At 73.5% G+C, this 25,788-nt stretch carries 19 protein-coding genes, 2 tRNA genes and 1 pseudogene; 11 read left to right on the top strand and 11 right to left on the bottom strand.

The window, feature by feature from the left end:
- Positions 1–17 precede the first annotated feature (17 nt).
- From SGUI_RS06390 to SGUI_RS06425, 8 genes are all read right to left on the bottom strand, one after another.
- Positions 18–1,319, bottom strand: a complete 1,302-nt coding sequence (locus tag SGUI_RS06390; protein ID WP_066637742.1) for a serine hydroxymethyltransferase — start codon at positions 1,317–1,319, stop codon at positions 18–20.
- Between the two features lie 10 nt (positions 1,320–1,329).
- Complete coding sequence (locus tag SGUI_RS06395) at positions 1,330–2,193, bottom strand: L-threonylcarbamoyladenylate synthase (RefSeq protein WP_066637744.1); 864 nt, start codon at positions 2,191–2,193, stop codon at positions 1,330–1,332.
- Between the two features lie 323 nt (positions 2,194–2,516).
- Positions 2,517–3,371 carry a peptide chain release factor N(5)-glutamine methyltransferase gene (prmC, locus tag SGUI_RS06400; protein ID WP_066637746.1) on the bottom strand — a complete coding sequence of 285 codons (855 nt, stop codon included), beginning with the start codon at positions 3,369–3,371 and terminating at the stop codon, positions 2,517–2,519.
- Positions 3,368–4,447 (bottom strand): peptide chain release factor 1, encoded by a 1,080-nt coding sequence (prfA, locus tag SGUI_RS06405; protein ID WP_066637747.1) that lies wholly within the window; start codon positions 4,445–4,447, stop codon positions 3,368–3,370. The genes prmC and prfA overlap by 4 nt, the downstream gene beginning before the upstream one ends.
- Positions 4,448–4,541: 94 nt before the next feature.
- Positions 4,542–4,757 (bottom strand): 50S ribosomal protein L31, encoded by a 216-nt coding sequence (gene rpmE / locus SGUI_RS06410; protein ID WP_066637757.1) that lies wholly within the window; start codon positions 4,755–4,757, stop codon positions 4,542–4,544.
- A 109-nt stretch (positions 4,758–4,866) separates the two neighbouring features.
- A complete protein-coding gene (gene rho, locus SGUI_RS06415) occupies positions 4,867–6,867 on the bottom strand; it encodes a transcription termination factor Rho (protein ID WP_083190537.1) in 2,001 nt (666 codons plus the stop codon).
- A 249-nt stretch (positions 6,868–7,116) separates the two neighbouring features.
- Complete coding sequence (locus SGUI_RS06420) at positions 7,117–8,076, bottom strand: homoserine dehydrogenase (protein ID WP_066637759.1); 960 nt, start codon at positions 8,074–8,076, stop codon at positions 7,117–7,119.
- A 38-nt stretch (positions 8,077–8,114) separates the two neighbouring features.
- A complete protein-coding gene (locus tag SGUI_RS06425) occupies positions 8,115–9,776 on the bottom strand; it encodes an arginine--tRNA ligase (protein ID WP_066637762.1) in 1,662 nt (553 codons plus the stop codon).
- Positions 9,777–9,861: 85 nt separating this feature from the next.
- On the opposite strand from SGUI_RS06425, the gene SGUI_RS06430 reads away from it, so the two are divergent.
- Positions 9,862–9,933 (top strand) — tRNA-Arg (locus tag SGUI_RS06430).
- A 41-nt stretch (positions 9,934–9,974) separates the two neighbouring features.
- Positions 9,975–10,068: transfer RNA gene (locus SGUI_RS17365), tRNA-Sec, on the top strand.
- A 290-nt stretch (positions 10,069–10,358) separates the two neighbouring features.
- On the opposite strand, the pseudogene SGUI_RS06440 reads toward SGUI_RS17365, so the two are convergent.
- Positions 10,359–11,148, bottom strand: a pseudogene (locus SGUI_RS06440) (serine hydrolase domain-containing protein).
- A complete protein-coding gene (locus tag SGUI_RS17965) occupies positions 11,076–11,309 on the bottom strand; it encodes a hypothetical protein (protein WP_237141525.1) in 234 nt (77 codons plus the stop codon). The pseudogene SGUI_RS06440 and the gene SGUI_RS17965 overlap by 73 nt, the downstream one beginning before the upstream one ends.
- A 216-nt stretch (positions 11,310–11,525) precedes the next feature.
- Here SGUI_RS17965 and selA point away from each other — a divergent pair, with 216 nt between their 5' ends.
- The 9 genes from selA to SGUI_RS06485 all read left to right on the top strand — a co-directional run bounded on the left by selA (position 11,526) and on the right by SGUI_RS06485 (position 24,850).
- Positions 11,526–12,929, top strand: coding sequence for an L-seryl-tRNA(Sec) selenium transferase (gene selA, locus SGUI_RS06445; RefSeq protein ID WP_066637769.1), 1,404 nt, complete (start codon positions 11,526–11,528; stop codon positions 12,927–12,929).
- On the top strand, positions 12,926–14,656 hold the full coding sequence (locus SGUI_RS06450) for a selenocysteine-specific translation elongation factor (RefSeq protein ID WP_066637772.1): 1,731 nt from the start codon (positions 12,926–12,928) through the stop codon (positions 14,654–14,656). The genes selA and SGUI_RS06450 overlap by 4 nt, the downstream gene beginning before the upstream one ends.
- Positions 14,657–14,666: 10 nt before the next feature.
- Positions 14,667–15,695, top strand: coding sequence for a selenide, water dikinase SelD (selD, locus tag SGUI_RS06455; RefSeq protein ID WP_066637775.1), 1,029 nt, complete (start codon positions 14,667–14,669; stop codon positions 15,693–15,695).
- A 27-nt stretch (positions 15,696–15,722) separates the two neighbouring features.
- Positions 15,723–17,147, top strand: coding sequence for an aldehyde dehydrogenase family protein (locus SGUI_RS06460; protein WP_066637778.1), 1,425 nt, complete (start codon positions 15,723–15,725; stop codon positions 17,145–17,147).
- An 85-nt stretch (positions 17,148–17,232) separates the two neighbouring features.
- Complete coding sequence (locus SGUI_RS06465) at positions 17,233–18,198, top strand: ABC transporter ATP-binding protein (protein ID WP_066637781.1); 966 nt, start codon at positions 17,233–17,235, stop codon at positions 18,196–18,198.
- The gene (locus SGUI_RS06470) at positions 18,198–19,034 is read left to right on the top strand and encodes an ABC transporter permease subunit (RefSeq protein WP_066637784.1); all 837 of its coding nucleotides are present in this window, start codon (positions 18,198–18,200) and stop codon (positions 19,032–19,034) included. The genes SGUI_RS06465 and SGUI_RS06470 overlap by 1 nt, the downstream gene beginning before the upstream one ends.
- Before the next feature lie 125 nt (positions 19,035–19,159).
- Entirely contained in the window at positions 19,160–23,131 is a 3,972-nt protein-coding gene (locus SGUI_RS06475; RefSeq protein WP_066637787.1) for a multifunctional oxoglutarate decarboxylase/oxoglutarate dehydrogenase thiamine pyrophosphate-binding subunit/dihydrolipoyllysine-residue succinyltransferase subunit, read from the top strand.
- On the top strand, positions 23,128–24,189 hold the full coding sequence (locus SGUI_RS06480; protein ID WP_066637790.1) for a GNAT family N-acetyltransferase: 1,062 nt from the start codon (positions 23,128–23,130) through the stop codon (positions 24,187–24,189). Before SGUI_RS06475 ends, SGUI_RS06480 begins: the two co-directional genes overlap by 4 nt.
- Positions 24,176–24,850, top strand: coding sequence for a GDSL-type esterase/lipase family protein (locus tag SGUI_RS06485; protein ID WP_066637792.1), 675 nt, complete (start codon positions 24,176–24,178; stop codon positions 24,848–24,850). The genes SGUI_RS06480 and SGUI_RS06485 overlap by 14 nt, the downstream gene beginning before the upstream one ends.
- A gap of 16 nt (positions 24,851–24,866) precedes the next feature.
- Here the strand turns inward: SGUI_RS06485 and pheA are convergent, their stop codons facing one another.
- Positions 24,867–25,775: a prephenate dehydratase gene (gene pheA, locus SGUI_RS06490; RefSeq protein WP_066637794.1), complete on the bottom strand. Its 909-nt coding sequence runs from the start codon at positions 25,773–25,775 to the stop codon at positions 24,867–24,869.
- Between the last annotated feature and the right edge of the window lie 13 nt (positions 25,776–25,788).

The following is a 25,788-nucleotide window of genomic DNA, read 5'->3' on the forward strand; positions in this document are numbered from 1 at the left end:
CGCGGCGCCGTCCCGAGTCAGCCCGCGGCGGGCTCGGGGTAGGCGGGGTAGGACGTCACGAGCTCGCCGACCTGCGCCCGGATCTCCCGGGCCACCGGGTGCTCCGGGTCGCCGTCGGTCTCGGTGACGGCCCGGTGGATGAGGTCGGCGATGGTGCCCATCTGCTCGGTGCCCATGCCCTGGGTGGTGACCGAGGGGCTGCCCACCCGGATGCCCGAGGCCACGTTGGGCTTCTCCGGGTCGAACGGGATGGCGTTCTTGTTGAGCACGATCCCTGCGGCGTCGCAGCGGGCCTCGGCGTCCCGGCCGGTGACCCCGACGCCGCGCAGGTCGTGCAGGGAGAGGTGGGTGTCGGTCCCTCCCGTGATGGGCCGGATGTCGTGGGCGTCGAGCGCACCCGCCAGCGCGGCCGCGTTGTCGAGCACCTGCTGGGCGTAGGCCTGGTAGGCCGGGGTCATGCACTCGGCGAAGTTGACCGCCTTGCCGGCGACGCCGTGCATGAGCGGGCCGCCCTGCATCATGGGGAAGACCGCGCGGTCGATCTTCTTCGCGTGCTCCTCCTTGCAGACGATCGCCCCGCCGCGCGGACCGCGCAGCACCTTGTGCGTCGTGAAGGACACGATGTCGGCATGCGGCACCGGCGACGGGATGACCTTGCCGGCGACCAGCCCGATGAAGTGCGCGGCGTCCACCCAGAAGATCGCACCGACCTCGTCGGCGATCGCGCGGAAGCGCTCGAAGTCGATGAGGCGCGGGATCGCCGAGCCGCCCGCGAGGATGATCCTGGGCCGGTGCTCCTTGGCCAGTGCCTCGACCTGGTCGTAGTCGATGTCCTCGGTGTCCTGGGCGACGCCGTAGTGCACGGCGTTGAACCACTTGCCCGAGAAGCTCACCTTGAAGCCGTGGGTGAGGTGCCCGCCGTGGTCCAGGGACATGGCCAGGATGGTGTCCCCCGGCGACGCGAAGGCGCCGTAGACCGCCTGGTTGGCGCTCGCCCCGGAGTGCGGCTGCACGTTGGCGTGGTCGGCGCCGAAGAGCTCCTTGGCCCGCTCGATCGCGAGCTTCTCCACCTTGTCGACCTCGGCGCACCCGCCGTAGTAGCGGGCGTCCGGGTAGCCCTCGGCATACTTGTTGGACAGCGTGGACCCCAGGGCGGCGAGCACGGCGGGGCTCGTCTGGTTCTCGCTCGCGATGAGCTGGATCCCGGCCCGCTGCCGGTCCAGCTCGGAGACGAGGAGCCCGGCGATGTCCGGATCCTGCTCCAGCAGCGCGGAGAAGGAGGGGCCGTAGTAGGTGTCCGGACTCACGCGGGTCGTCATGGTCCTCACTCTAGGGGGTGCTCGGCTCCCCTGCGGAGGAGGTCGCAGGGATGGTGCGCATCGATCCCGAGGCCGCCGGGACCCCGCTCGGTCGCACCGACCCGACGAGCGCCGCCCGGTCGTCCTGGGCGTCGTCGTCCCCGGCGGCGTCACCCTCGGGTATGCCGTCGTGCTCCCCACCCTCAGCGGCGGGCTCGGCGTCGGAGGGCGAGTCGTGCAGGACGGTCCTCCCCAGCACCGCCCGGATGTCCTCGGCGCCCAGCGCACCGAGGCGCAGCACGACCGGCTCCTCCCCCGTGCAGTCGAGGATGGTCGACGGCTCCCCGCCGGTCCGCGGGCCGCCGTCGAGATAGGCGGCGACCGCTCCGCCGAGCTGGTCCAGGGCCTCCTGCGCCGTGGTCGCGGCGGGCTGGCCGGTGACGTTGGCGCTGGACACGGCCAGCGGCCCGACCTCGGCGAGCAGGCTCAGGGCGATCTCGTCGTCCGGCATGCGCAGCGCGACGGTGCCGTTCGTCTCGCCCAGGTCCCACTGCAGCGAGGGCTGGGCCCGCAGCACGAGCGTGAGCGGCCCGGGCCAGAAGTGGCGCATGAGCATCCGGGCATACATCGGCAGGTCGGTCGCCAGGCCGTCGACGGTCCGGGGGTTCGGCACCAGCACGGGCGGAGGCATCTCGCGCCCGCGGTGCTTGGCCGCGAGGACCATCGCCACCGCGACGACGTCGAAGGCGTCGGCCCCCACGCCGTAGACCGTGTCGGTCGGCAGGACCACCACCTTGCCCTCACGAACCACCTCCGCGGCACGGGCGAGCGAGGACTCGCGCTGGTTCTCCTCCGTGCAGTCGAGCAGGCGGTCCTGCGGCGGCGTGGCGGACATGGGGCCTCCCTCGAGTCGATGCGATAGGCGCTCATCGTTGCACGAGCCGCAGGTGTCTGTTCGGGTTGCGGCTTTCATCCGATCCGTGTTCAGTTGAAGGTTGACGCACGCGCCCACCGGCGCCCGACCCACACGAAGGAGTGCTTTGTATGCGCGGTAGCGGAATGATCTGGACCATCGTCGGAGTTCTGTTGATCATCGCCCTGCTGATCTGGATCTTCTCAGCCATGTGAGTCCCACGTCTCACCGGCAACGACCCTCGGCGTTCTCGCCGAGGGTCGTTGTGATGCCACGGGTCCACGACGCCGCTCGTTGCAGGGGTGTCAGGTTGACGTGCGCGCCTGCACGACCCGAGGCTTGCCGGAAAGATCGGCGTGGTCGAGGACGGACTCCCAGCCCGCCCCCATGAGAAGCTCGACCACGGCGGCACCCTGGACGTCGGCGTGCTCCATGAGGAAGGCACCGGACGGGCGCAGCAGGTCCCGGGCCCGGGCCGCCACCTGCGCCGGGACCTCGAGCCCGTCGGCCCCACCGCCGTAGAGCGCCAGCCCCGGGTCGTGCTCGCGCACCTCGACGTCGACCGGCACGGCGTCCGGCGGGATGTAGGGCGGGTTGCTCACCACGACGTCGACCCGGCCCAGCAGGTCGGCGAAGGCCTCCTGCGCCTCCCCCAGCCGCAGGTCGACGTCGGCACCGAGCGCGGCGACGTTGGCGCGGGCATACCGGTATGCCTCGGGAGACAGCTCCACGGCGCCCACCCGGGCGTCCGGTCGGGCCACGGCGATCGCGAGCGCGACGGCCCCGCTGCCGGTGCACAGGTCGACGACGACCGGCTCCCGCAGCGGCGCCAGGTGCCGCAGCGCGAGGTCGACCAGCGTCTCGGTCTCGGGACGCGGGACGAAGACCCCCGGCCCCACGCTCAGGTCCAGCCCGTGGAAGTGCGCGGTGCCGGTGAGGTGCTGCAGCGGCTCGCGCCCCGCGCGGCGGACCACCAGCTCGAGGAAGCGGGCGTGCGCCTGCGCCCCGACGCTCTCGCGCAGCACCCTGCCCCGCCGCACCTGGGAGACGTCCTGCCCGAGGGCGTGCGCGAGCAGCAGCTCGGCGTCGACCCCCGGGCTCGGCACCCCCGCGCCGGCCAGCCGCCGGGTGGCGGCGCGGACCAGCTCGTCGACGGTCACTGCCGGCTCACGGCGTCCAGCCGCGCGGCCTCGTCCGCGTCCACGGCGGACTGCACGACCGGGTCGAGGTCGCCGTCGAGCACCTGGTCCAGGTTGTAGGCCTTGAAGCCGGTCCGGTGGTCGGCGATGCGGTTCTCCCCGAAGTTGTAGGTGCGGATGCGCTCGCTGCGGTCCACGGTCCGGACCTGGCTGCGCCGGGCCTGGCTGGCCGCCGCCTCGGCCTCCTCGACGGCGATCTGGTGCAGGCGCGCGCGGAGCACGCGCAGGGCCGACTCCTTGTTCTGCAGCTGGCTCTTCTCGTTCTGGCAGGAGACGACCAGCCCGGTCGGCAGGTGCGTGATCCGGACCGCGGAGTCGGTCGTGTTGACCGACTGCCCGCCGGGCCCGGAGGAGCGGAAGACGTCGATCTTGAGGTCGTGCGGGTCGAGGTCGACCTCGGCCGGGTCCTCGATCTCGGGCATGACGAGCACCCCGGCCGCCGAGGTGTGCACCCGGCCCTGGCTCTCGGTGACCGGCACCCGCTGCACCCGGTGGACGCCGCCCTCGTACTTCAGCCGGGCCCACGGCGCGTCACCCGGCTGCGGCGTGCCCGGCGCCGCCACCGACACCCGGGCCTCCTTGTAGCCGCCGAGGTCCGAGGGGGTGGCGTCGAGCATCTCGGTCCGCCAGCCCCGCCGCTCGGCGTAGCGCAGGTACATCCGCATGAGGTCCCCGGCGAAGAGCGCCGACTCCTCGCCGCCCTCTCCGGCCTTGACCTCGAGGATCACGTCGCGGTCGTCGTCCGGGTCGCGCGGGACGAGCTGGCGCCGCAGGTGCTCCGCCGCGTCCCCGGCCGCCTGCTCCAGGTCGGGCAGCTCGGCCGCGAAGGCCGGGTCCTCCTGCGCGAGCTCGCGCGCGGCCTCGAGGTCACCGGTCGCCGTCTCCCAGGACCGGTATGCCGCGACGACCGGCCCGAGGGCGGCATACCTCTTGTTGAGCCGCCGCAGCGCCGAGGGGTCGCCGTGCACCGCGGGGTCGGCGAGCTGCCGCTCGATGTCCGCGTGCTCCTCGAGCAGCGGTCGGGCGGAGTCGAACACCGTGCCCTCCTCAGGTGGTGACGTGGATCGAGGTCGCCGGGAACGGCGAACGCCGGCCCCACGAGCATCTCGCGGGACCGGCGCTGCACGGGTCCTAGTTGGCGGCCTTCTTGCCGTAGCGCTCCTGGAAGCGGGCCACCCGGCCACCGGTGTCCAGGATCTTCTGCTTGCCCGTGTAGAACGGGTGGCAGTTGGAGCAGACGTCGGCGTTGATGCGGCCGGACGTGGCGGTGCTCCGGGTGGTGAACGACGCGCCGCAGGTGCAGGTGACCTGGGTCTCGACGTACTCCGGGTGGATGTCCTTCTGCATGTCTCTCCTCGGGATGGCGTATGTCCCCGGGTCGCCCGCGCGGGTGCGCGGCCGTGAACCGGTGGGCCAGCGGATCAGTCTACGTGATCTGGACGGTCCGGCGGACCGCTCAGTCCTCGTCGTCCAGCCGGACCGAGCTGGTCTGCTGGACCTGGGTGAGGAACTCGTAGTTGTGCTTCGTCTTCTTCAACCGGTCGATGAGCAGTTCGATTCCCTGCTGCTGGTCGAGCGCCGCCAGGACCCGGCGCAGCTTCCACATGATCTTCAGCTCCTCCGAGCTCATGAGGATCTCCTCGCGCCGCGTGCCGGAGGCGTTGATGTCGACCGCCGGGAAGATCCGGCGGTTGGCGAGCTGGCGGTCGAGCTTGAGCTCCATGTTGCCGGTGCCCTTGAACTCCTCGAAGATCACCTCGTCCATCTTGGAGCCGGTCTCGACGAGAGCGGTCGCCAGGATCGTCAGGGAGCCGCCGTTCTCGATGTTGCGCGCGGCGCCGAAGAACTTCTTCGGGGGGTAGAGCGCGGCCGAGTCGACACCACCGGACAGGATGCGGCCCGAGGCCGGGGCCGCCAGGTTGTAGGCGCGGCCCAGGCGGGTGATGGAGTCCAGGAGCACCACCACGTCGCCCCCCATCTCGACCAGGCGCTTGGCCCGCTCGATCGCCAGCTCGGCGACCGTCGTGTGGTCGCTGGCCGGGCGGTCGAAGGTCGAGGAGATGACCTCGCCCTTGACCGCACGCTGCATGTCCGTGACCTCCTCCGGGCGCTCGTCCACGAGGACGACCATGAGGTGGACCTCAGGGTTGTTCGTGGTGATCGCGTTGGCGATGGCCTGCAGGATCAGGGTCTTGCCCGCCTTGGCCGGCGCCACCAGCAGTCCGCGCTGGCCCTTGCCGATGGGGGCGACCAGGTCGATGATCCGGGTGGTGAGGTTCTTCTGCTCGGTCTCGAGCCGCAGCCGCTGCTGCGGGTAGAGCGGGGTGAGGCTGGAGAACTCCGGCCGGCGGCGTGCCTGCTCCGCCTCCTGGCCGTTGATGCTGTCCAGCCGCACCAGCGCGCTGAACTTGCCCTTGTCCCGCTTGTTGCCGGTCGAGGACACGGTGTGCTGGCCGGCGTCGTTGCCCTCCTGCGGGGCCTTGATGACACCGGTGACGGCGTCGCCCTTGCGCAGCCCGTGCCGCTTGACCATGCCCATCGGGACGTAGACGTCGGTCGGGCCGGGCAGGTAGCCGGTGGTACGGATGAAGGCGTAGCTGTCGAGCAGGTCGACCACACCGCCCACCGGGACGAGCACGTCCTCCTCGGTGTAGCTCTCGGCCTCCTGCTGGCCCCCGCCCTGCTGGCCGCCACCCTGCTGGCCGCCACGGCCGCGCTTGCGGTCCCGGTTGCGGTTGCGGTTGCGGCGGCGCCCCCGGCGGTTGCCGTCGTCGTCGTCGTTGTCGCGGTCGTTCTCGCCCTGACGACGCTGCCCCTGCCCGTCGCCCTGCTGACCCTGGTCGCCGCCCTGACGGGACTGCCCGTCGCCCTGGCGGGACTGCTGGCCCTGGTCGCCGTGGCGGGGCTGCTGACGGGAGTCGTCCTGGCGGTCGCGCTGGCCCTGCTGCCGGTCGCGCTGCTCGTCCTGGCGGCCGTCCTGCCCGCTCTCGCGGTCGTCCCGCCGCTGCTCGCGCTCCTGCTGGGGGGCGTCCTGGTCGTCGCCGCCACGCTCCTGCGCGGTGCGGGGCGCGCCGGCGGCGGCACCGCCGCGACGGCTGCGCCGGGTACGGGAGCCGTTGCCCGGGGTCTCGGTGTCCTCGCGCTCGGCCTGTGCGCGGTCCAGCGCGGCCTCCAGGCCGGCGGCGTCGCCGCCCTGGCCGCTCGAGCCCTCCTGCCGGCGCCCCTGCGCCGGCCGGCCACCCTCGGCGGGGCGGTCCTGCTCGGCCGGCGGACGCGCCGCGCCGTTGGTGGAGGCGGCGCCCCCGCGCTGCTCCCGGATGGCGGACACCAGGTCCGCCTTGCGCATCTTGGGGTTCACGGTGATGCCCATGCCGGACGCGAGCTGCTGCAGCTCGGCCAGGCGCAGGGTGCTCAGCGCGCCCGTGCGGGTCGCGCTGGCGTCGGTGATCTCAGTCACGTGGGATTCCTTCCCCCTTCGGTCTGCACCGGTTCGGGGTCTGAGGTGTCGCGATGCACGAGAAGTGGCACCACGGTCGGACTCGCACGGGGACGACCCGGAGCTGGCGGCCTCAAAGATCAGGACACGTCACTGATGGTCGAAGGCCCGTGCGTGTGAGGTGCCTCGGAGCCGACCATCACATGGTCGGCGTGGTCACGAGACGCCCTCAAGATAACACGCAGGGTGCGCCGATCCATACCGACACGGTCAGCGGCGGGCGACCGCGAGACCGGCGCGCACGAGGTCGCCGAGCACGGCCGAGGCGGTCTCGTCCCCACCGGCGCCGGCACCGACGAGGGTCACCGGCCCGGCGAGCACGGTGTCCAGCTCGACCAGGTTGGTGCCGCCCCGGGTCCGCGCGAGCGGGTCCTCGGCGGGCAGCACCTCCGGCCGCACGGCGCAGCGCACCGCACCGTCCGCGCCCCGCTCGGCGCTCGCGACCAGCTTGAGCACCCCGCCCTGCTCCGCGGCGGCCGCGAAGTCGGCGTCGGTGAGCCCGGAGATCCCGGTGACGTCGACCTCGTCCGGCGGCGCCGGGACGTCCCAGGCGGTCCGGGCCAGCAGGGCGATCTTGGCGGCGGCGTCCAGCCCCTCGAGGTCCTCGGTGGGGTCCGCCTCCAGGTAGCCCAGCTCCCCGGCCTGGCGCACCGCGTCGGCGAAGGGCACCCCTTCCCGGGCGACGAGGTCGAGGACGTAGTTGGTCGAGCCGTTGACGATCCCCCGGATCCGGGTGATCTCGTCACCGGCCAGGGACTCCCGCACGACGGCCAGCACCGGCACCGCGGCCATGACGGCCGCCTCGTGGTGCAGCCCCGCGCCGTGCTCCTGCGCCAGCGCCTGCAGCTCCACGCCGCGCCGGGTGAGCAGCTGCTTGTTGGCGCTCACCACCTGGGCCCCGCGACGCAGGGCCGCCTCGATGAGCTCGCCGGCGGGCTCCAGCCCGCCCATGAGCTCCACGATCACGTCCGCGTCCTGCGCCAGCGCGTGCGGGTCGTCGGTCAGCAGGTCGGCCGGTATGCCCTCGCGCACCCGGGTGGTGTCCCGGACCGCCACTCCGAGCAGCTCCACCGGGGCGCCGAGGCGCGCGGCATACCGGTCGGGATGCTGCAGCAGGGCGCGGGCGACGGCGGCGCCGACGGTCCCGCCGCCGAGGAGGGCGACCCGCACAGGGGCAGCGGAGGCCGTGCCCGTCTGAGACACCTCGCTCACATCCGCTCCGGTGCGCTGACGCCGAGCAGGTCGAGGCCGTTGGCGAGGACCTGCCGCATGGCGTCGTTGAGCCACAGCCGGGTGCGGTGCAGGTCGGTGATCTCCTCCTCCGCGCTCATCGGCCGGACGCGGCACTCGTCGTACCACTTGTGGAAGTGGCCGGCGAGGTCCTCGAGGTAGCGGGCCACCCGGTGCGGCTCGCGCAGCTGGGCAGCCTGGGCGACGACGCGCGGGAAGTCGCCGAGCGCGGCCAGCAGGACCGACTCGGTCGGGTGGTCCAGCAGCGCGGGGTCGAATCCGTCCTCGCGACGCACCCCGTCCTCGCCCGCCAGGCGGGCGACGTTGCAGGTGCGGGCGTGCGCGTACTGCACGTAGAACACGGGGTTGTCGTTGGACCGCTTGCGCAGCTCCTCGCCGTCGAGGTCGAGCGGGGTGTCGGCGGGGAACCGGCCCAGGCTGTAGCGGATGGGGTCGGCGCCGATCCAGTCGAGCAGGTCGGAGAGGTAGACGGCGTTGCCGCGGCGCCGGCCCATCCGCTCGCCGCTGATGTTGATGAGCTGGCCGATGAGGACCTCGATGTTGGTCTCGGGGTCGTCCCCGGCGCAGGCGGCGATCGCCTTGAGCCGGCCGACGTAGCCGTGGTGGTCCGCCCCGAGCATGTAGACCTTCTCCGGGAAGCCGCGGTCCTTCTTCGACAGGTAGTAGGCGCAGTCCGCGGCGAAGTAGGTGGGCTCCCCGTTGGCCCGGATGAGCACCCGGTCCTTGTCGTCGCCGAAGTCGGTGGTGCGCAGCCAGACGGCACCGTCGGCGTCGTAGACGTGGCCCTGCTCGCGGAGCCGGTCGACCGCCTGGGCCACCGCCCCGGCGTCGTGCAGGCTCTTCTCGCTGAACCACACGTCGAAGGTCACGTGGAAGTCGGTGAGCGTCTGCTCGTTCGCGGCGACCTGGAGCGCCATGCCGGTGTCGCGGCAGACCTCGAGCGCCTCCTCCTCGGGGAGGGAGAGCAGGTCGGGCCGGGCCTGCTGCACCTGCTCGGCGAGCGCGTCGACGTAGTCGCCGGCATACCCGCCCTCGGGCACCTCCTCGCCGCGGGCGCGGGCCAGGACCGAGGTCGCCAGCCGCATCGTCTGCGCCCCGGCGTCGTTGGTGTAGTGCTCCGCGGTGACGTCCGCCCCGCTCGCCGCGAGCAGCCGGTGCAGCGCGTCGCCGAGGGCCGCCCACCGGGTATGCCCGATGTGCAGCGGCCCGGTCGGGTTCGCGGAGACGAACTCCAGGTTGATGATGCGCCCGGCCATGGTGTCGTTGCGGCCGTAGGCCGGCCCCGCCTCGACGATGCTCCGCGCCAGCTCCCCGGCGCTCGCGGCGTCGAGGGTGATGTTGAGGAAGCCCGGGCCGGCCACGTCGACCGCAGCGACCCCGGCGACGTCCTCCAGCCGCGGGGAGACGAGCTCGGCGAGCCGGCGCGGGGGCATACCCGCCCGCTTGGCCAGCTGCATCGCGACGTTGCTCGCCCAGTCCCCGTGCTCGCGGCTGCGGGGTCGCTCCACGCGCAGCGCCTCGACGGCCGGGACGTCGGCCTCGGCGAGGGCCAGGTCGCCCGAGGCGGCAGCCTCGGTCAGCACGGCATGGATCGCTGCAGCGAGCTGTTCAGGGGTCACCCGCACCAGTCTAGGGGCGCCTCATCCGGTGCCCGAACCGGGATTTCGGGCACCTGTCGGGGCGCTGCTAGAGTTGTTCGCTGTTGCCCCCGTAGCTCAGGGGATAGAGCACCGCCCTCCGGAGGCGGGTGCGCAGGTTCGAATCCTGCCGGGGGCGCTCCCCTCCTCACCGAGGGTGCGCAGGCAACAGGTCTGCGAGGAGGTGTCAGGGTTCCTGGTGGGCCCCCCGGGTCTCAAACCCGTGGAACGGCGACCCGTCGTCGTTGGCAGGTTCGATTCCTGTCCGCCTCCGCCCCTCCTCCCGGAAGGCGAGGAGCCGCGTCGCCACCACGACCAGGCTCACGAGCGCCCAGACCGCCACGAGGATCAGCGCGGCGGACCAGAGTCCGAAGACGTCCAGCGGCGTGGCCGGGTTGCCGGGCCCCACGGTCAGGCCGATGAAGAGGAAGGCCGCGCACGCCGGCATGACGGCGTGCGGTGAGAGCCGCAGCAGCCGTCGCCACCATCCGTGCCCAGCTCGTGCGCGGGACCATGCCCCCGCCCTCGACACCCCACGGATCCCGAGCGCGACGACGAGGGCGCTCACCGCGAGCAGGACGAGGTCGATGATCGTCGACGTGGGGCGGCCCACCTCGGGCACGCGTCCCAGGCCGATGTCGACGAGGCCGGTGCTGATCTCGAAGGGGTGGGAGTACGTCGTGGTGAAGGTGTCAGCAGGACGGCTGTCGCCAGACCACTGCTCGGCACCAGGTCCTGGCGGGCCGCATAGCGCGTCAGCGCGCCGTCGTGACCGATCCGAGGGGGATCGGCGGTGCTGGTGTGCTGCCACCCCAGGGCGTAGGTCCCGGTGCCCGGCTGCTTCTCGTGGGACTGCTCCACGAGGTCGGCGGAGAGCAGCCTGACCCCGTTCGGCGCCACGCCACCCTGCTGCTTCATGGACAGCCAGGCGCCCAGGTCCTCAGCGGTGCTGATCACTCCTCCAGCGCCTCCCACGGAGGCCCGCAGCTCGCGCAGCGGGAGCGCGAAGCCGTACATCGAGACGGACCCGGCGTCCAGGCCCGGTCGGTCGCTCGCCGTCAGGACCGACGTCGTGTCCTCCATCCCGAGCGGGGTGAAGATGTGCTCCTCCAGATAGGCATCGAACTGCTCGCCGGAGACCACCTCCACGAGCCGTGCGAGCGTGCGGTAGTTGAGGTTGCTGTAGTGGTACTCCGTCCCGGGGTCGGACCGTGATCGCCGAGGAATCCGCCCCCTGCATGGAGAACGCCGGCAGGTAGTCGGTGACCGGTGCGCCGAGGGTCACCGTGCCGTCGTCGACCAGCTGCAGGACCGCGAAGGCGGTGAAGGACTTCGCCAGGGAGCCGACCGCCATGGGGGTATGCGCGGTGACGTCCCCGCTGCCCCGGTCACGACGACGGCGCCGTCCTCCACCACGACGTAGGCCGCCCCGGCGATGTCGTTGGTCGCGACGTAGTCGGTCACGAAGCGTTCTGCGGCGCCGGCGTCATAGGTGTCCGCGTCGGGTCCGGCCACGGCTCGCGGAGTGCCTGACACCAGGACACCCAGGCAGAGGCACACGGTGAGGCACAGGGCCGCGCCTCCCCGGAGGAGCCCTGCTACGTTCGGGACGGTGGGTGGTGGATGCATGTCCGCGAGCCTGCCGAGTCCCGCCGCCGCCCACGAGCCGGCTGTCCCCACCGGGAGGCGGGGGTTGTCCCGACAAGGTGGGAAGGCGTGAGACACGAGCTCATGGGTGAAGGCCAGGGCGGTCGCCCGGGTCGGGCACCACGGCAGCCCGGGCAACCAGACCCGCGCCGCGGCATACCGTCCACGGACGCAGTGCTGCGCGCCCCCGCGGTCGCGCCCCACGTCACCCGCCTGGGTCACGAGCGTGCGCTCCCGGTCGTCCGCGAGGTGCAGCGGCGGGCGCGCGCCGGCGACGGGGATCTCGACCCGGCAGCCGTCGTCGCCACGGCAGCCATACAGCTGGCCGCCCTCGACGCGGGCGGCGGCCCACGGCCTGTCCTCAACGCCACAGGCGTGGTCGTCCACACCAACCTCGGCCGCGCGCCGCTGGGCGAGGCGGCACGGGCCGCCCTCCTCGACGCCGCTGGGTATGCCGACGTCGAGCTGGACCTGGCCACCGGCGCCCGCGACCGGCGCGGCGGCGAGGTGCTCGACGCGCTGCGCGGGGCGGTGCCGGAGGCGCAGGACGCGCTGGTCGTCGGCAACGGTGCGGCCGCCCTGCTCCTGGCCACCACCGCGCTCGCGGCCGGCCGGGAGGTCGTGGTCAGCCGGGGCGAGATGGTCGAGATCGGCGACGGCTTCCGGCTGCCCGACCTCGTGGAGTCCGGCGGGGCGCGGCTGCGCGAGGTCGGCACGACCAACCGCACCCACCTGAGGGACTACGAGGACGCGCTCGACCGGCCGGGAGCGGACGTCGGTGCGCTGCTCAAGGTGCACCCCAGCAACTTCCGCGTCGAGGGCTTCGTCAGCAGCGTGACGGTGGCGCGCCTCGCCGGGCTCGCCCGCGAGCGCGACCTGCCGCTCGTCGTCGACCCCGGCAGCGGGCTGCTGGAGCCGGACGGAGACCTGCCCGACGAGCCGGACGCACGGACCACGCTGCGCGACGGCGCCGGGCTGGTCACGGCGAGCGCCGACAAGCTCCTCGGCGGGCCGCAGGCCGGGATCGTCCTCGGGGACGCCGACCTGGTGGCGCGGCTCCGGCGGCACCCGATGGCACGCGCCCTGCGCGTCGACAAGCTCACCCTGGCCGCCCTGGCCGCGACCGTCTGCGACCGCGGCTCCACGCCGGTGACCCTCGCCCGGCGCGCCCGGGGCCCGGGGCTGCGCGAGCGCGCCGACCGCCTGGCCGCGGCGCTGCGCGGGCACGATATCGAGGCCGAGGTGGTGCCGCACGCGGGGCGCGTGGGCGGCGGCGGCGCCCCGGGCGTGGAGCTGCCCGGCTGGGCGGTCGCGGTCCCCGAGGACCTGGCGCAGCGTCTGCGCCTGGGACGACCGGCGGTCCTGCCCCGGGTGCACGAGGGACGCTGCCTGCTCGACCCCCGGTGCATACCCGAGGAGCAGGACGAGGTGCTCCTGCGGGCGGTGGTCGAGGCCGCCGCCGACGTACCTGAACAGCCCCGCCGATGACGGTCGTCGCCACCGCCGGCCACGTCGACCACGGCAAGTCCGCGCTGGTGCGCGCGCTCACCGGGATGGAGCCGGACCGGTGGGCGGAGGAGCGCCGGCGCGGGCTCACCCTCGACCTCGGGTATGCCTGGACCACCCTCCCCCGCTCCGGCGCCGTGGCCTTCGTCGACGTGCCGGGCCACCGCCGGTTCATCGGCAACATGCTCAGCGGTCTCGGCCCCAGCGCCGCGGTGCTCCTCGTCGTCGCGGCCGACGGCGGTTGGAGCGCCCAGTCCACCGAGCACCTCCTCGCGGCGCACGCGCTGCGGCTGCGGCACGGCGTGCTCGCCGTGACCCGCTGCGACCTCGCCGACCCCGGCCCAGCGCTGGCGGAGGCCCGCGAGCGGCTCGCGGGGACGAGCCTTTCCGGCATACCCGCCGCCTGCGTGTCGGCGCGCACCGGCGAGGGGCTGGAGGACCTACGGTCCCTCCTCGACTCCTGCGTCGCGGGTATGCCCGTCCCTCCCGCAGACGCCCCGGTGCGGCTGTGGGTCGACCGGTCCTTCACCGTGCGCGGCGCGGGCACCGTCGTCACCGGCACGCTGCCTGCGGGAAGCGTCGCGGCCGGGGACCGGCTGCTGCTGACCTCGGCCCGCGGGTCGCCGCGCCGCCCGGTCCTGGTGCGGGGGCTGCAGACCCTGGGACGCGACGCCGCCCGCGTCGGCGGACCGGCCCGGGTGGCGCTCAACCTGCGCGGCGTGGAGGTGGACGAGGTCGGCCGCGGTCAGGCGCTGCTGGGCGGGGAGCGACCGTGGTGGCCGACGTCGACGACGGACGTCCTGCTCGACGCCGACGTGCTCCCCGCCCGGGTGAGCGTGCACGTCGGCACGGCGGCGGTGCCGGGCCGGCTGCGCGTCCTGGAGGCGTGCCACGCCCGGCTGCACACCGAGGCCCCGCTGCCGCTCGTGCCGGGCGACCGGGTGATCCTGCGGGACCCGGGCCGCGAGGGGGCCCTCGTCGGGGCGGAGGTGCTCGATGCGGTGGTCCCGCCGCTGCGGCGCAGCGGCGCCGCACGGCGCCGGGCCGCGGCGCTGCGTCAGGACGCGCACGGCGTGGAGCTGGACGGCCGGGTGGTCACCGCCGCCACGGCCCGGCTGTGGGGCGAGGCGCTCGCCGCGCTGGTCCGCGAGCGCGCTGACGCGGACCCGCTCGACCCCTGGCTGCCGCTCGGCACCACGCTCACGACGCTGCGGCATCAGGTCGGCGTGCCGGACCGGGCGACGCTCGAGGCGGTCGCGGCCCGCCAGCAGCTGGCGGTGCGCGACGACCGCGTGGGGCCGACCGCCCGGCACGACCGGGGACCGGCGCACCCGCCGACGGCCGTCCCGGACGACCCTCCCGGCCTGACCGCTCTCCTCCACCGTCTGGCCCGGGACCCCCTGGACGCGCCCAACCGCCCGGAGCTCGAGGCCCTGGGCATCGGCGGGCGCGAGATCGCCGCCGCGAGCGGCCGCGGCACCGTCCTCCGGCTGCCGGGCGAGGTCCTCCTCGGTGCGCAGGCACCGGCGCGCGCCCTGGCCGCCCTCGCCGACCTGCCGCAGCCGTTCACCACGAGCGCGGCGCGCACCGCCCTCGGGGTCAGCCGCAGGGTCGCGATCGCGCTGCTCGAGCACCTGGATGCGCGGGGGCATACCCTCCGTGACGCGGCGGACACCCGCAGGCTCCTCACCCGCGACCCCTCCTCCTAGGCTCGTCGGTATGCCCGAGCGCACGACCGGACCCCGCCCTCCGTCCCCCCGGCTCACCTCCCTGGCGGCGGGCGGAGGGTGCGCCTGCAAAATCCCGGCCGAGCGGCTCGAGCAGCTGGTCGACGGCCTGCCGGCACCGGCCGGCGACGCGGCGGCCCGGCTCCTCGTCGGGGTCGAGCACGGGGACGACGCCGCAGCCGTCCGGCTGGAGGGTGAGCTCGCGGTGCTCTCGACGGCCGACTTCTTCACCCCGGTCGTGGACGACCCGGCCGACTGGGGCCGGATCGCGGCGGCCAACGCGCTCTCCGACGTCTGGGCGATGGGCGGCACGCCGGTCCTGGCGATCAACCTGCTCGGCTGGCCCTCCGACCTCGACGACGACCTCGCGCGGGAGGTGCTGCGCGGCGGTGCCGAGGTCGCCGCGCTGGCCGGGTGCCCGCTCGCCGGCGGCCACTCGATCACCTCCCCGGAGCCGCTCTACGGCCTCGCCGTGACCGGCACCGCCCGGGCCGACCAGCTCATCCGCAACGACGCCGCGACCCCCGGCCTCCCGCTCACGCTCACCAAGCCGCTCGGCAGCGGCATCCTCAACAACCGGCACGGTCGCACCGGCGAGGTCTTCCCCGAGGCGGTGGCGACCATGACCGCGCTCAACCGCGAGGCCTCCGCCGCCGCGGTGGCCGCGGGCGTGCGGGCGGGCACGGACGTCACCGGCTTCGGGCTGCTGGGGCACCTGTGGAAGATGTGCCGGGCCTCCGGGGTCTCCGCGCAGCTCGACGTCGATGCGGTCCCGGCGATCGCGGGCGCCCGGGAGAGCCTCGCGAGCGGCTACGTGCCCGGGGGCACCCGGCGCAACCTGGACTGGGTGCGGCCGCACCTCGATCCGGGCAGCCACGTCGACGAGGACGACCTGCTGCTGCTCGCCGACGCGCAGACCAGCGGCGGGCTGCTCCTCGTCGGCGAGGTGCCGGAGGGGGTGGGCACGCCGATCGGGTGGACCGTCCCCGCCGGTGAGGTCCCGGCCCTGCGACTGCACTGATCCGGCGGGCGCCCTACGGTGAGCGGTATGTTCACCGCCCTCCCCTTCGTCGGCGGCACCGAGCTGCCGGCCGAGCAGACCTACGACAACATCGACCCCGCCGACGGCTCGGTCCTCGGCCAGGTCGCCCGCTCCGGACCCGCCGAGGTCGACCGTGCCGTGCAGGCCGCGGCGCGGGCGCAGCCGGCCTGGGCCGCGACCTCGCCCGAGCACCGCGCCGACACCCTCACCCGCTGGGCCGACCTCGTCGACCAGCACCGCGAGCAGCTGGCCCGCACCGAGTCCCAGGACACCGGCAAGCCGCTGTCCCAGGCCCGCGCCGACGCGACCGTGGCGGCGCGCTACCTGCGCTACTACGGCCGGGTCGTCGAGGCCTTCTACGGCGAGGCCATTCCGCTCGGCCCGGAGCTGCACGCCTACACCCGGCGCGAGCCCTACGGCGTCGTCGGCAGCGTGGTCGCCTGGAACTACCCGCTCCAGCTCGCGGCCCGGTCCATGGCCGCCGCAGCGGTGACCGGCAACGCCGTCGTGCTCAAGCCGGCGGACGAGACGCCGCGCACCGCGCTCGCGCTCGCCGCCCTGGCCCAGGAGGCCGACGTGCCGGACGGGGTCGTCAACGTCGTGCCGGGCCTGGGGGCCGAGGCCGGGGCGGCCCTGACCGCCCACCCGCAGATCACCCACCTCGGGTTCGTCGGCTCGACCGAGACGGGCCGCGCGGTCGCCCGCGCCGCCGCCGAGCGGGTCGTCCCGGCGGTGCTGGAGCTGGGCGGCAAGTCCGCCCACGTGGTCTTCGCCGACGCCGATCTCGAGGCGGCGGCCGACGCCATCACCCGCAGCATCCTGCAGAACGCCGGCCAGACGTGCTCGGCCGGCTCCCGGCTCGTCGTGCACGCCGACGTCCGGGAGGAGCTCGTCGCCGCGGTCGCCGAACGCTTCCGCGCGACCACCCTCGGCCGCGGGCTCGACGACCCCGACCTGGGCCCGCTCGTGTCGGTCCGGCAGCAGGAACGGGTGCGCGGCTACGTCGAGGGCGCCCGCAGCGGCGAGCTCGTGGTCGGGGGGTCGGCTCCCACCGACGGTGGCGCGGACGGCGCCTTCTGGCTGCCCACGCTCATCGACGGGGTGGATCCCCGGGAGCCCATCGCCCAGGAGGAGGTCTTCGGGCCGGTCCTGGTCACGACGCCCTTCGAGGACGAGGCGCAGGCGCTCGCCCTCGCGAACGGCACGGCATACGGGCTCATCGCGGCGCTGTGGACCCGCGACCTGTCGCGGGCGCACCGGCTCGCGGCGGACCTCGAGGCGGGCCAGGTCTTCGTCAACACCTTCGGCGCCGGGGGTGGCGTGGAGCTGCCCTTCGGCGGGGTCAAGGCCTCGGGCTACGGCCGGGAGAAGGGGATCGAGGCGCTCGCCGGCTTCACCCGCACCAAGACCGTGGCCGTACGCCTCGGCTGACTCCCACTCAGGGGGGACGGGAGCGGACCGGATCTCCCCCCGGGGACTGATGCCCGCCCGGTGAGCGCGCTGCTTGACTGGACGCATGACGACACCAGACGCGCAGGCCGCGCCCGGGACGGGGATCAGCGTGCGGGGGCTCAGCAAACGCTTCGGCACCTTCACCGCCGTCGACGACCTGACCTTCGAGGTCGCCCCCGGGCGGGTGACCGGCTTCCTCGGGCCCAACGGCGCCGGCAAGACGACGACCCTGCGGATGCTGCTCGGGCTCATCACCCCCACGGCGGGCGAGGCGCTCATCGGCGGGCGGCGGTATGCCGACCTGCCGCGGCCGATGACCACGGTCGGGGCGGCCCTCGAGGCGACCGGGTTCCACCCCGGGCGCACCGGGCGCAACCACCTGCGGGTGCTCGCCGCGACGCACGGCATCCCCGACTCCCGGGTCGACGAGCTGCTCGAGCTCGTCGGCATCCCCGCGGCGGCGCGCAAGAAGGCCGGCGGCTACTCCATGGGTATGCGCCAGCGACTGGGTCTCGCGGCGGCGCTGCTCGGGGACCCCGACGTGCTGCTGCTCGACGAGCCGGCCAACGGCCTGGACCCCGAGGGCATCCGGTGGATGCGCGGCTTCATGCGCCACCTGGCCGCGGAGCAGGGCAAGACCGTGCTCGTCAGTTCCCACCTCCTCGGGGAGGTCGAGCAGACCGTCGAGGACGTCGTCATCATCGCCAACGGCCGGCTGGTGCGCCGCGGCACCATGGACGAGCTGCACGGCGAGCCGGCCGTGCTGGCGCGCACCGCCGATCCCGGAGCCCTGGGCCACGCCCTGGAGCAGGCCGGGCTGCAGGTCGAGCTCGCGCCCGACCAGGGCGAGGGCGCGCTGCGGGTCCACACCGGCGACCTGGCCGCCGTGGGCGACGTCGCGCTGGCGGCGGGGCAGCCGGTGCACGAGCTCCGACCGCTGCGGACCGACCTCGAGCGGCTCTTCCTGGAGCTGACCGAGTCGCCCGAGCACCGCAACCGCAACCGCTCGACCGGGACGGAGGCCGCCTGATGATGACGCTCGTGCGCGCCGAGCTGCGCAAGACCAGCACCACCCGCATCTCCTGGACCATGCCGGTGGCGATGTTCCTCGTCGGTGGCCTCTTCGCCGCGCTGCAGGGCTTCGCCCTCGTGAGCTTCGGCGAGATCCCGGGGCCGGACGGCCAGACGATCGCCCCGGTCGAGGCCTTCGGCGAGACCGCGATCGCCCGGCTGGTCTACACCGGCGGCTTCCAGTTCGGCTACCTGCTGGCCCTCGTCCTCGGCATCCTGTCGATGAGCGGGGAGTTCCGCCACCAGACCATCACCGGCACGCTGCTGAGCACCCCGCGGCGGGGCCGGCTCATCCTGGGCAAGCTGCTCGCCCTGGCGGTCGTCGTCACCCTCAACGGGCTGGCCTTCATCGCGGGCAGCCTCGTGGGAGGCGGGCTCATCCTGCTCTCCGGCGACGTCGCCCTCTTCCCCGACGCGGGCGGTCTGGTGCTGACGCTGCTGCGGCTGCTCCTCGTCCTCGTGCTCTGGGGCCTCATCGGGTTCGGGCTCGGTGTGCTCGTCACCAACCAGGTCGTGGCCCTCTTCGCGGGCATCGCCATCGCCCTGCTCGTCGAGCCGCTGCTGAGCTTCCTCATCCAGTTCCTCGACCCGGTGGCCGAGGCCGCGCGCTACTTCCCCAGCCAGGCGACGACGGCGGCCCTCGACCTGTATGCCGGGGTGGACGCCGAGGCCGCCGACATCTTCGGCGGCGGTGACCTGCTGACCTGGTGGGTGGCCGCGCTGGTGCTCCTCGGCTACGCGCTGGTCATGACTGTCCTCGGCTGGATCGTCACCGCACGTCGCGACGTCGCCTGACGCGTCCGCGCCACCCCCGGACCACCTCCTGCGCCCGGTTCGCGCAGACGATAGGCTGAGGGTGGCGCGTGCGCTTGTCGGCGCGCGTGCGGCAGTCCCCGGACGTGAGATGAGGCGCAGACCCCGTGGCCAACCCGCAGAGCAGCGACACCACCGTCGACTTCGGAGCCAACGAGTGGCTCGTCGAGGACATGCGGGAGCAGTTCGACGAGGATCCCGGGTCGGTCGACCCCGCCTGGAGACGCTACTTCGAGAACGGCTCCTCCAGCAGCAACGGGTCGGGGTCGAAGACCCCTTCCTCCACCCCGACGTCCTCGTCGCCGCAGTCGTCGGGCCGGAGCGCCGACAGCAACGGCGGGGCCTCGACCCGCACCGCGCCCGCCAGCGGACCCAAGGTCGCGCCGGCACCGCCGCGGGAGAAGGGGTCGTCCACCTCCGGCGGCAGGTCCACGACGTCCGGCAAGGATGAGGACAGCAGCAAGGGCAAGGGCAGCACCGACGGCGAGGCCAGCTCCCAGGACATGAGCAAGCCCACGCCCAAGGACGACGACAAGGCGAGCACCCCGGACACCAAGACCGACGGGGGGAAGAGCGGCGGCGGCAGCAGCGGCAAGGACAAGAGCGGCGGTGGCGGCAAGGATGAGGACAAGGGCGCCAAGGCGCCGATGTCCCGCGAGGCCCCGGCCCCGAAGAAGAGCGGCCCGCAGGAGGATGTCACGCTCGTCCCGCTGCGTGGGGCGGCCGCACGGGTGGTGTCCAACATGGACACCTCGCTGGAGGTCCCGACCGCGACCAGCGCGCGCAACCTGCCCGCCAAGCTGCTCATCGACAACCGCACCGTCATCAACAACCACCTCGCGCGCAGCCGTGGTGGCAAGGTCAGCTTCACCCACCTCATCGGCTACGCCATGGTCCGGGCGCTGAAGTCGATGCCGGCGATGAACAACGGCTTCTCCGTCGAGAACGGAAAGCCGACCCTCGTCGAGCCCGCGCACGTCAACCTCGGCCTGGCCATCGACGTGCCCAAGTCCGACGGCACCCGCCAGCTGCTCGTCCCGAGCATCAAGAGCGCGGAGGCGATGAGCTTCTACGATTTCTGGAGCGCCTACGAGAACGTCGTGCGCAAGGCGCGCGACGGCAAGCTCACCATCGAGGACTTCCAGGGCACGACGATCAGCCTCACCAACCCCGGCGGCATCGGCACGCTGCACTCCGTGCCCCGGCTCATGAAGGGGCAGGGCGCCATCATCGGCGTCGGGTCGCTGGACTACCCCGCGGAGTGGCAGGGTGCGGCGAGCGAGCGGATCGTCGCCAACGCCGTGAGCAAGATCCTGACCCTCACCTCGACCTACGACCACCGCATCATCCAGGGTGCGCAGTCCGGTGAGTTCCTCAAGATCATGCACCAGCTCCTGCTGGGGCAGGACGGCTTCTACGACGACATCTTCACCTCGTTGCGGATCCCCTACGAGCCGATCCGCTGGAACCTCGACATCGCGGCCACGCACGACGACGACATCTCCAAGCCGAGTCGCATCCAGGAGCTCATCCACGCCTACCGGGTCCGCGGCCACCTCATGGCCGACACCGACCCGCTGGAGTACCGCCAGCGCCGCCACCCGGACCTAGCCATCGAGAACCACGGGCTGACCCTGTGGGACCTGGACCGCGAGGTGCCGACCGGCGGCTTCGGCGGCAAGCCGCGGCTCAGCCTGCGGCGCATCCTGGGCATCCTGCGCGACACCTACTGCCGCACCGTCGGCATCGAGTACATGCACATCCAGGACCCCGAGCAGCGCCAGTGGTTCCAGAAGAAGCTCGAGGTGCCCTTCGAGAAGCCCGCACCGGCCGAGCAGCTGCGGATCCTGCGCCGGCTCAACGCCGCGGAGGCCTTCGAGACCTTCCTGCAGACCAAGTTCGTCGGTCAGAAGCGGTTCAGCCTCGAGGGCGGCGAGTCGGTCATCGCGCTGCTGGACAAGGTGCTCAACCGGGCCGCCGACGACGGGCTGAGCGAGGTGACGATCGGTATGCCCCACCGCGGCCGCCTCAATGTGCTCGCCAACCTCGCCGGCAAGTCCTACGGCCAGATCTTCCGCGAGTTCGAGGGCAAGCAGTCCCCCGGCTCGGTGCACGGATCCGGTGACGTGAAGTACCACCTCGGCACCGAGGGCGAGTTCACCACCGAGGACGGCAAGACCACCCGCGTCTACCTGGCCGCCAACCCCTCCCACCTGGAGGCGGTCAACCCGGTGCTCGAGGGGATCACCCGGGCCAAGCAGGACCGCGTGAGCCGGGAGACCGGCGCGGACCCCTCGACGGTGATGCCGGTGCTCATGCACGGTGACGCCGCCTTCGCCGGCCAGGGCGTCGTGCTGGAGACGATGCAGATGTCCCAGCTCCCGGCATACCGGACCGGCGGGACGCTGCACGTGGTCATCAACAACCAGGTCGGCTTCACGACCGCACCGCAGCACTCGCGCTCCTCGGTCTACTGCACCGACCTCGCGCGCACGGTGCAGGCACCGATTTTCCACGTCAACGGCGACGACCCGGAGGCCGTGGTGCGGGTCGCAGAGCTGGCCTACGAGTTCCGCCAGGAGTTCAGCACCGACGTCGTCATCGACCTCGTCTGCTACCGCCGGCGGGGCCACAACGAGGGCGACGACCCCTCGATGACCCAGCCGCTGATGTACGACCTCATCGAGGCCAAGCGCTCGGTCCGCAAGCTCTACACCGAGTCGCTCATCGGCCGCGGCGACATCACGGTCGACGACGCCGAGGCGGCGCTGCGCGACTACCAGAAGCAGCTGGAGAACGTCTTCACCGAGACCAAGAAGGCGCTCAAGGAGGATGACGGCGGACAGGGGCTCGAGCGCCCGCACGCCCAGGAGAAGGGCGACCAGGCCGCCGCGCCGCGCCCGACGGCGATCGACCAGAGCACGGTCGAGGCCATCGGCGACGCCTTCGGCAACCCGCCGGAGGGCTTCACCGTCCACCCCAAGCTGGCCAAGCTGCTCACCTCGCGCCAGGAGATGACCCGCAAGGGCGGGATCGACTGGGGCATGGCCGAGCTGCTGGCCTTCGGCTCCCTCGTCATCGACGGCACGCCGGTCCGGCTCGTCGGGCAGGACAGCCGCCGCGGCACCTTCGTGCAGCGGCACGCGGTCCTCACCGACAACGAGACGGCCGCGAACTGGACCCCGCTGCACACGCTGGCGAAGGAGCACGACGGCGCCACCTTCGAGGTCTACGACTCGCTGCTCTCGGAGTTCGCGGCCATGGGCTTCGAGTACGGCTACTCCGTGGAGCAGACCGACGCCCTCGTCCTCTGGGAGGCCCAGTTCGGGGACTTCGTCAACGGCGCCCAGGTCGTCGTCGACGAGTTCATCAGCTCCTCGGAGCAGAAGTGGGACCAGCGCAGCTCGGTGGTCCTGCTCCTGCCGCACGGCTACGAGGGCCAGGGCCCGGACCACTCCTCGGCCCGCATCGAGCGCTTCCTCTCGCAGTGCGCCGAGGCCAACATGATGGTCGCCTACCCCTCGACGCCGGCGTCCTACTTCCACCTGCTGCGGTCGCACTCCACCGCCCGGCCGCGGCGGCCGCTCATCGTCTTCACCCCGAAGGCCATGCTCCGGCTCAAGGCGGGCGCGAGCCCGGTGGAGGACTTCGTCGAGGGCACCTTCGAGCCGGTGCTGCCCGACCGCGCCGACCTCGACAAGAGCAAGGTGGAGCGGGTCCTGCTCGCCTCGAGCAAGCTGGTCTACGACCTGGAGGACGAGCGCACCAAGCGCGAGGACGACCGGACCGCCATCCTGCGCGTCGAGCAGCTCTACCCCGTCCCGGGCAAGCAGCTCGCCAAGCTCACCGCGGAGTACCCCGAGGCCGAGCTGGTCTGGGTGCAGAACGAGCCGAAGAACCAGGGTGCGTGGCCGTTCATGGCGCTCAACCTGCCCGAGGCCCTGCAGCAGCACGGCGAGGAGCGTCCGCTGCGCGTCGTGAGCCGTCCGGCCTCGGCCTCCCCCGCCACCGGGTCGGCCAAGGTGCACGCCGTCGAGCAGGCAGCCCTGCACGACGAGGCCTTCTCCGGTCGCGCATGAGCGGCGCGCTGGTCGGACCCGCCCGGCTGCCGGAGGGTCTGTCGGCCTCCGCCCCGGGCGAGGAGGACATCGACGACCTCGTCCGCCTGCTCCGCCGCCACGAGCGCGAGGCCCGTGGATGGCCCGGGGCGCAGAGCGACACCGTCCGGGCCGAGGTCAGCGGGCGGGGCGCGAGCACGCACCGTCACGAGATGGTGCGCGACGCCCACGGCACGGCCCGTGCCTGGCTGAGCCTGCACGACCGGGCCGCGGGCCGCGTGCTCGTCGGCGTCACCCTCGACCCCGACCTCCCGGACGAGGAGGCCGACCCGCTGGCGCGGTGGGCGTTCACCCGGGTGGACGAGCTGGGCCGCGAGCTGCTCGCCGAGCGCGGGATGGAGAGCACGCAGCTGGACTCCGGCGCCTTCGCCGACGACGAGCGGCAGCAGCGCTGGCTCCGCGAGGCGGGCTACGACCACGTCCGCGACTGGTGGCAGATGACGCGAGCCGTCGACCCCGGGACGGACGAGGGTCTGCCGGAGCTCAAGGAGGGCGTCAAGATCTTCCGGGTGCGGCAGGACGACGGCGTGGGTATGCCCGACGAGGAGGACCTGCGCGCCGTGCACCTCGTGCTGGAGCAGTCCTTCGCCGACCACTTCAACTCCTACCGCGAGACCTTCGAGGAGTTCGTCGCGCGGCTGCGCGAGGACCCGGGCCACCGGTGGGACCACTGGTGGCTGGCCACGGTGGACGGCGAGCCGGCCGGGGCCGTGGTGGCCTCGATCAGCCGCGGCGGCGTCGGCGAGGACGGCACGGCCAGCCCGGACACCTCCTACATCGACTACATCGGGGTCCACCGCCGGGCCCGCGGACGCGGCGTCGCCAAGGGTCTGCTGCGCACGGTGATCGCGGACGCGGCCGCCCGTGGCCGTGCCGCCGTCGGGCTGGAGGTCGACGCCGACTCCCCCACCGGCGCCGACGGGCTCTACCGCTCGCTGGGGTGGGAGACCAAATACGTCACCCAGTCGTGGCACCGCGGCCTGGACGAGGACGAAGAGGAGAGCAGTGAGCAGCGCTGAGCGCGAGGGGCGGGTGGAGCTGGAGTACACCCCCAGCGCCGACTTCCAGGTCGCCGAGGGTCCACGTGACGTCGGCCTGTGCTTCGTCGGCGACGGCTTCGTCGCCGGTTACGGGGACCCCAAGGCCCTGGGCTGGGTCAACCGGGTGGTGGGACGCACCGATCTCGCCGCCGACGAGGGCGGCTCGCTCACGAGCTACAACCTCGGGGTGCGCGGCGCGAGCTCGGCCGACGTCATGGCCCGCTGGCGCGCGGAGTGCCCGGCCCGCTGGGCGGGCCGGTCCGAGCGCCGCCTCGTCATCGGCGTGGGCGCGGAGGACGTCGCCCAGGGCGTGACGACCGCCCGCTCCCGCCTCAACCTGGCCAACGTGCTGGACGAGGCCAGCTCGACGGGCATCGCCACCTTCGTCGTCGGCCCGACGCCCACGCTGGACGCCGAGGTCAACGGCAAGCTGCAGGTGCTCGCCGACGCGCTCGCCGACGTCTGCGCCCGCCGCGGCGTGCCCTACGTCGACTGCTTCGCCCCCCTGCTCAGCCACGACCAGTGGCAGTCCGACCTGGCCGCCGGCGACACCGTGCACCCCGGCCAGGCGGGCTACGGCCTCATGGCCTGGCTCGTCCTCAACGGCGGCTGGACCCGCTGGCTCCAGCTGGACCGCTGAGCGGCGCCGGACCGGGTCACAGGCTCTCGAGCCACTCCCGCGCCTCGCGGTACGCCTGCTCGTCCGCGTGCACGGGCACCGCGGGCACCCGGCCGTCGGCGCGGGGGTAGGAGCCGAGGAAGCGCACGTCGCGGCACGTGCGCCGCAGCCCCAGCAGCGCCTCGCTCATCCGCGCCTCGGACAGGTGCGCGTCGGCGTCGATCCAGAAGCAGTACTCCCCCAGGCCCTCACCGGTCGGGCGGGACTCCAGCCGGGTCAGGTCGATCCCCCGGACGGCGAACTGCTCCAGCAGCTCGAGGAGCGCGCCCGGCCGGTTCTGCCAGATCAGGGCGACGAGGGTGGTGCGGTCCGCCCCGGTCGACGGGGGCACCGGTGCGTCACGGCGCAGCAGGACGAACCGGGTCAGGGCACCGTCCCGGTCGGCGATCCGCCGGGCGAGGGGGGTGAGCCCGTAGGCCGCCCCTGCCTCGGGCGAGGCGATCGCGGCGTCGTAGCGACCCTCGGCCACCGCCTGCGCGGCGCGCGCGGTCGAGGACTCCTGGACGAGCTCGGCCCGCGGCAGGTGCTGCGCCAACCAGTCCCTGGTCTGGGCCGCCGCGTGCGGGTGCGTGGCCACGACGTCGACCTGGCCGAGGGTCGTGCTGCCGCGGGACAGGAGGTCGAACTGCACCTCGACGAGGATCTCCTCGCAAATCCGCACCCGGGCGTCCTCGAGGAGGGCCTGGAGGGTGGCGGGCACGGACCCCTCCACCGAGTTCTCGAAGGGGACCACCGCCGCCTCGGCGTCGCCCTCGCGCAGCGCGGCGATCGCGGCCGGAACGGTGGGCGCCGGCCACGCCTCGTGAGCGCGACCGACGTCCCACTGGCGCACGGCCTGCTCGGTGAAGGTGCCGGCCGGGCCGAGATAGGCGACGCGGGAGCTCACCCGGGCACCCTAG

The organism is Serinicoccus hydrothermalis (assembly GCF_001685415.1).
Taxonomy (GTDB): Bacteria; Actinomycetota; Actinomycetes; order Actinomycetales; family Dermatophilaceae; genus Ornithinicoccus; species Ornithinicoccus hydrothermalis.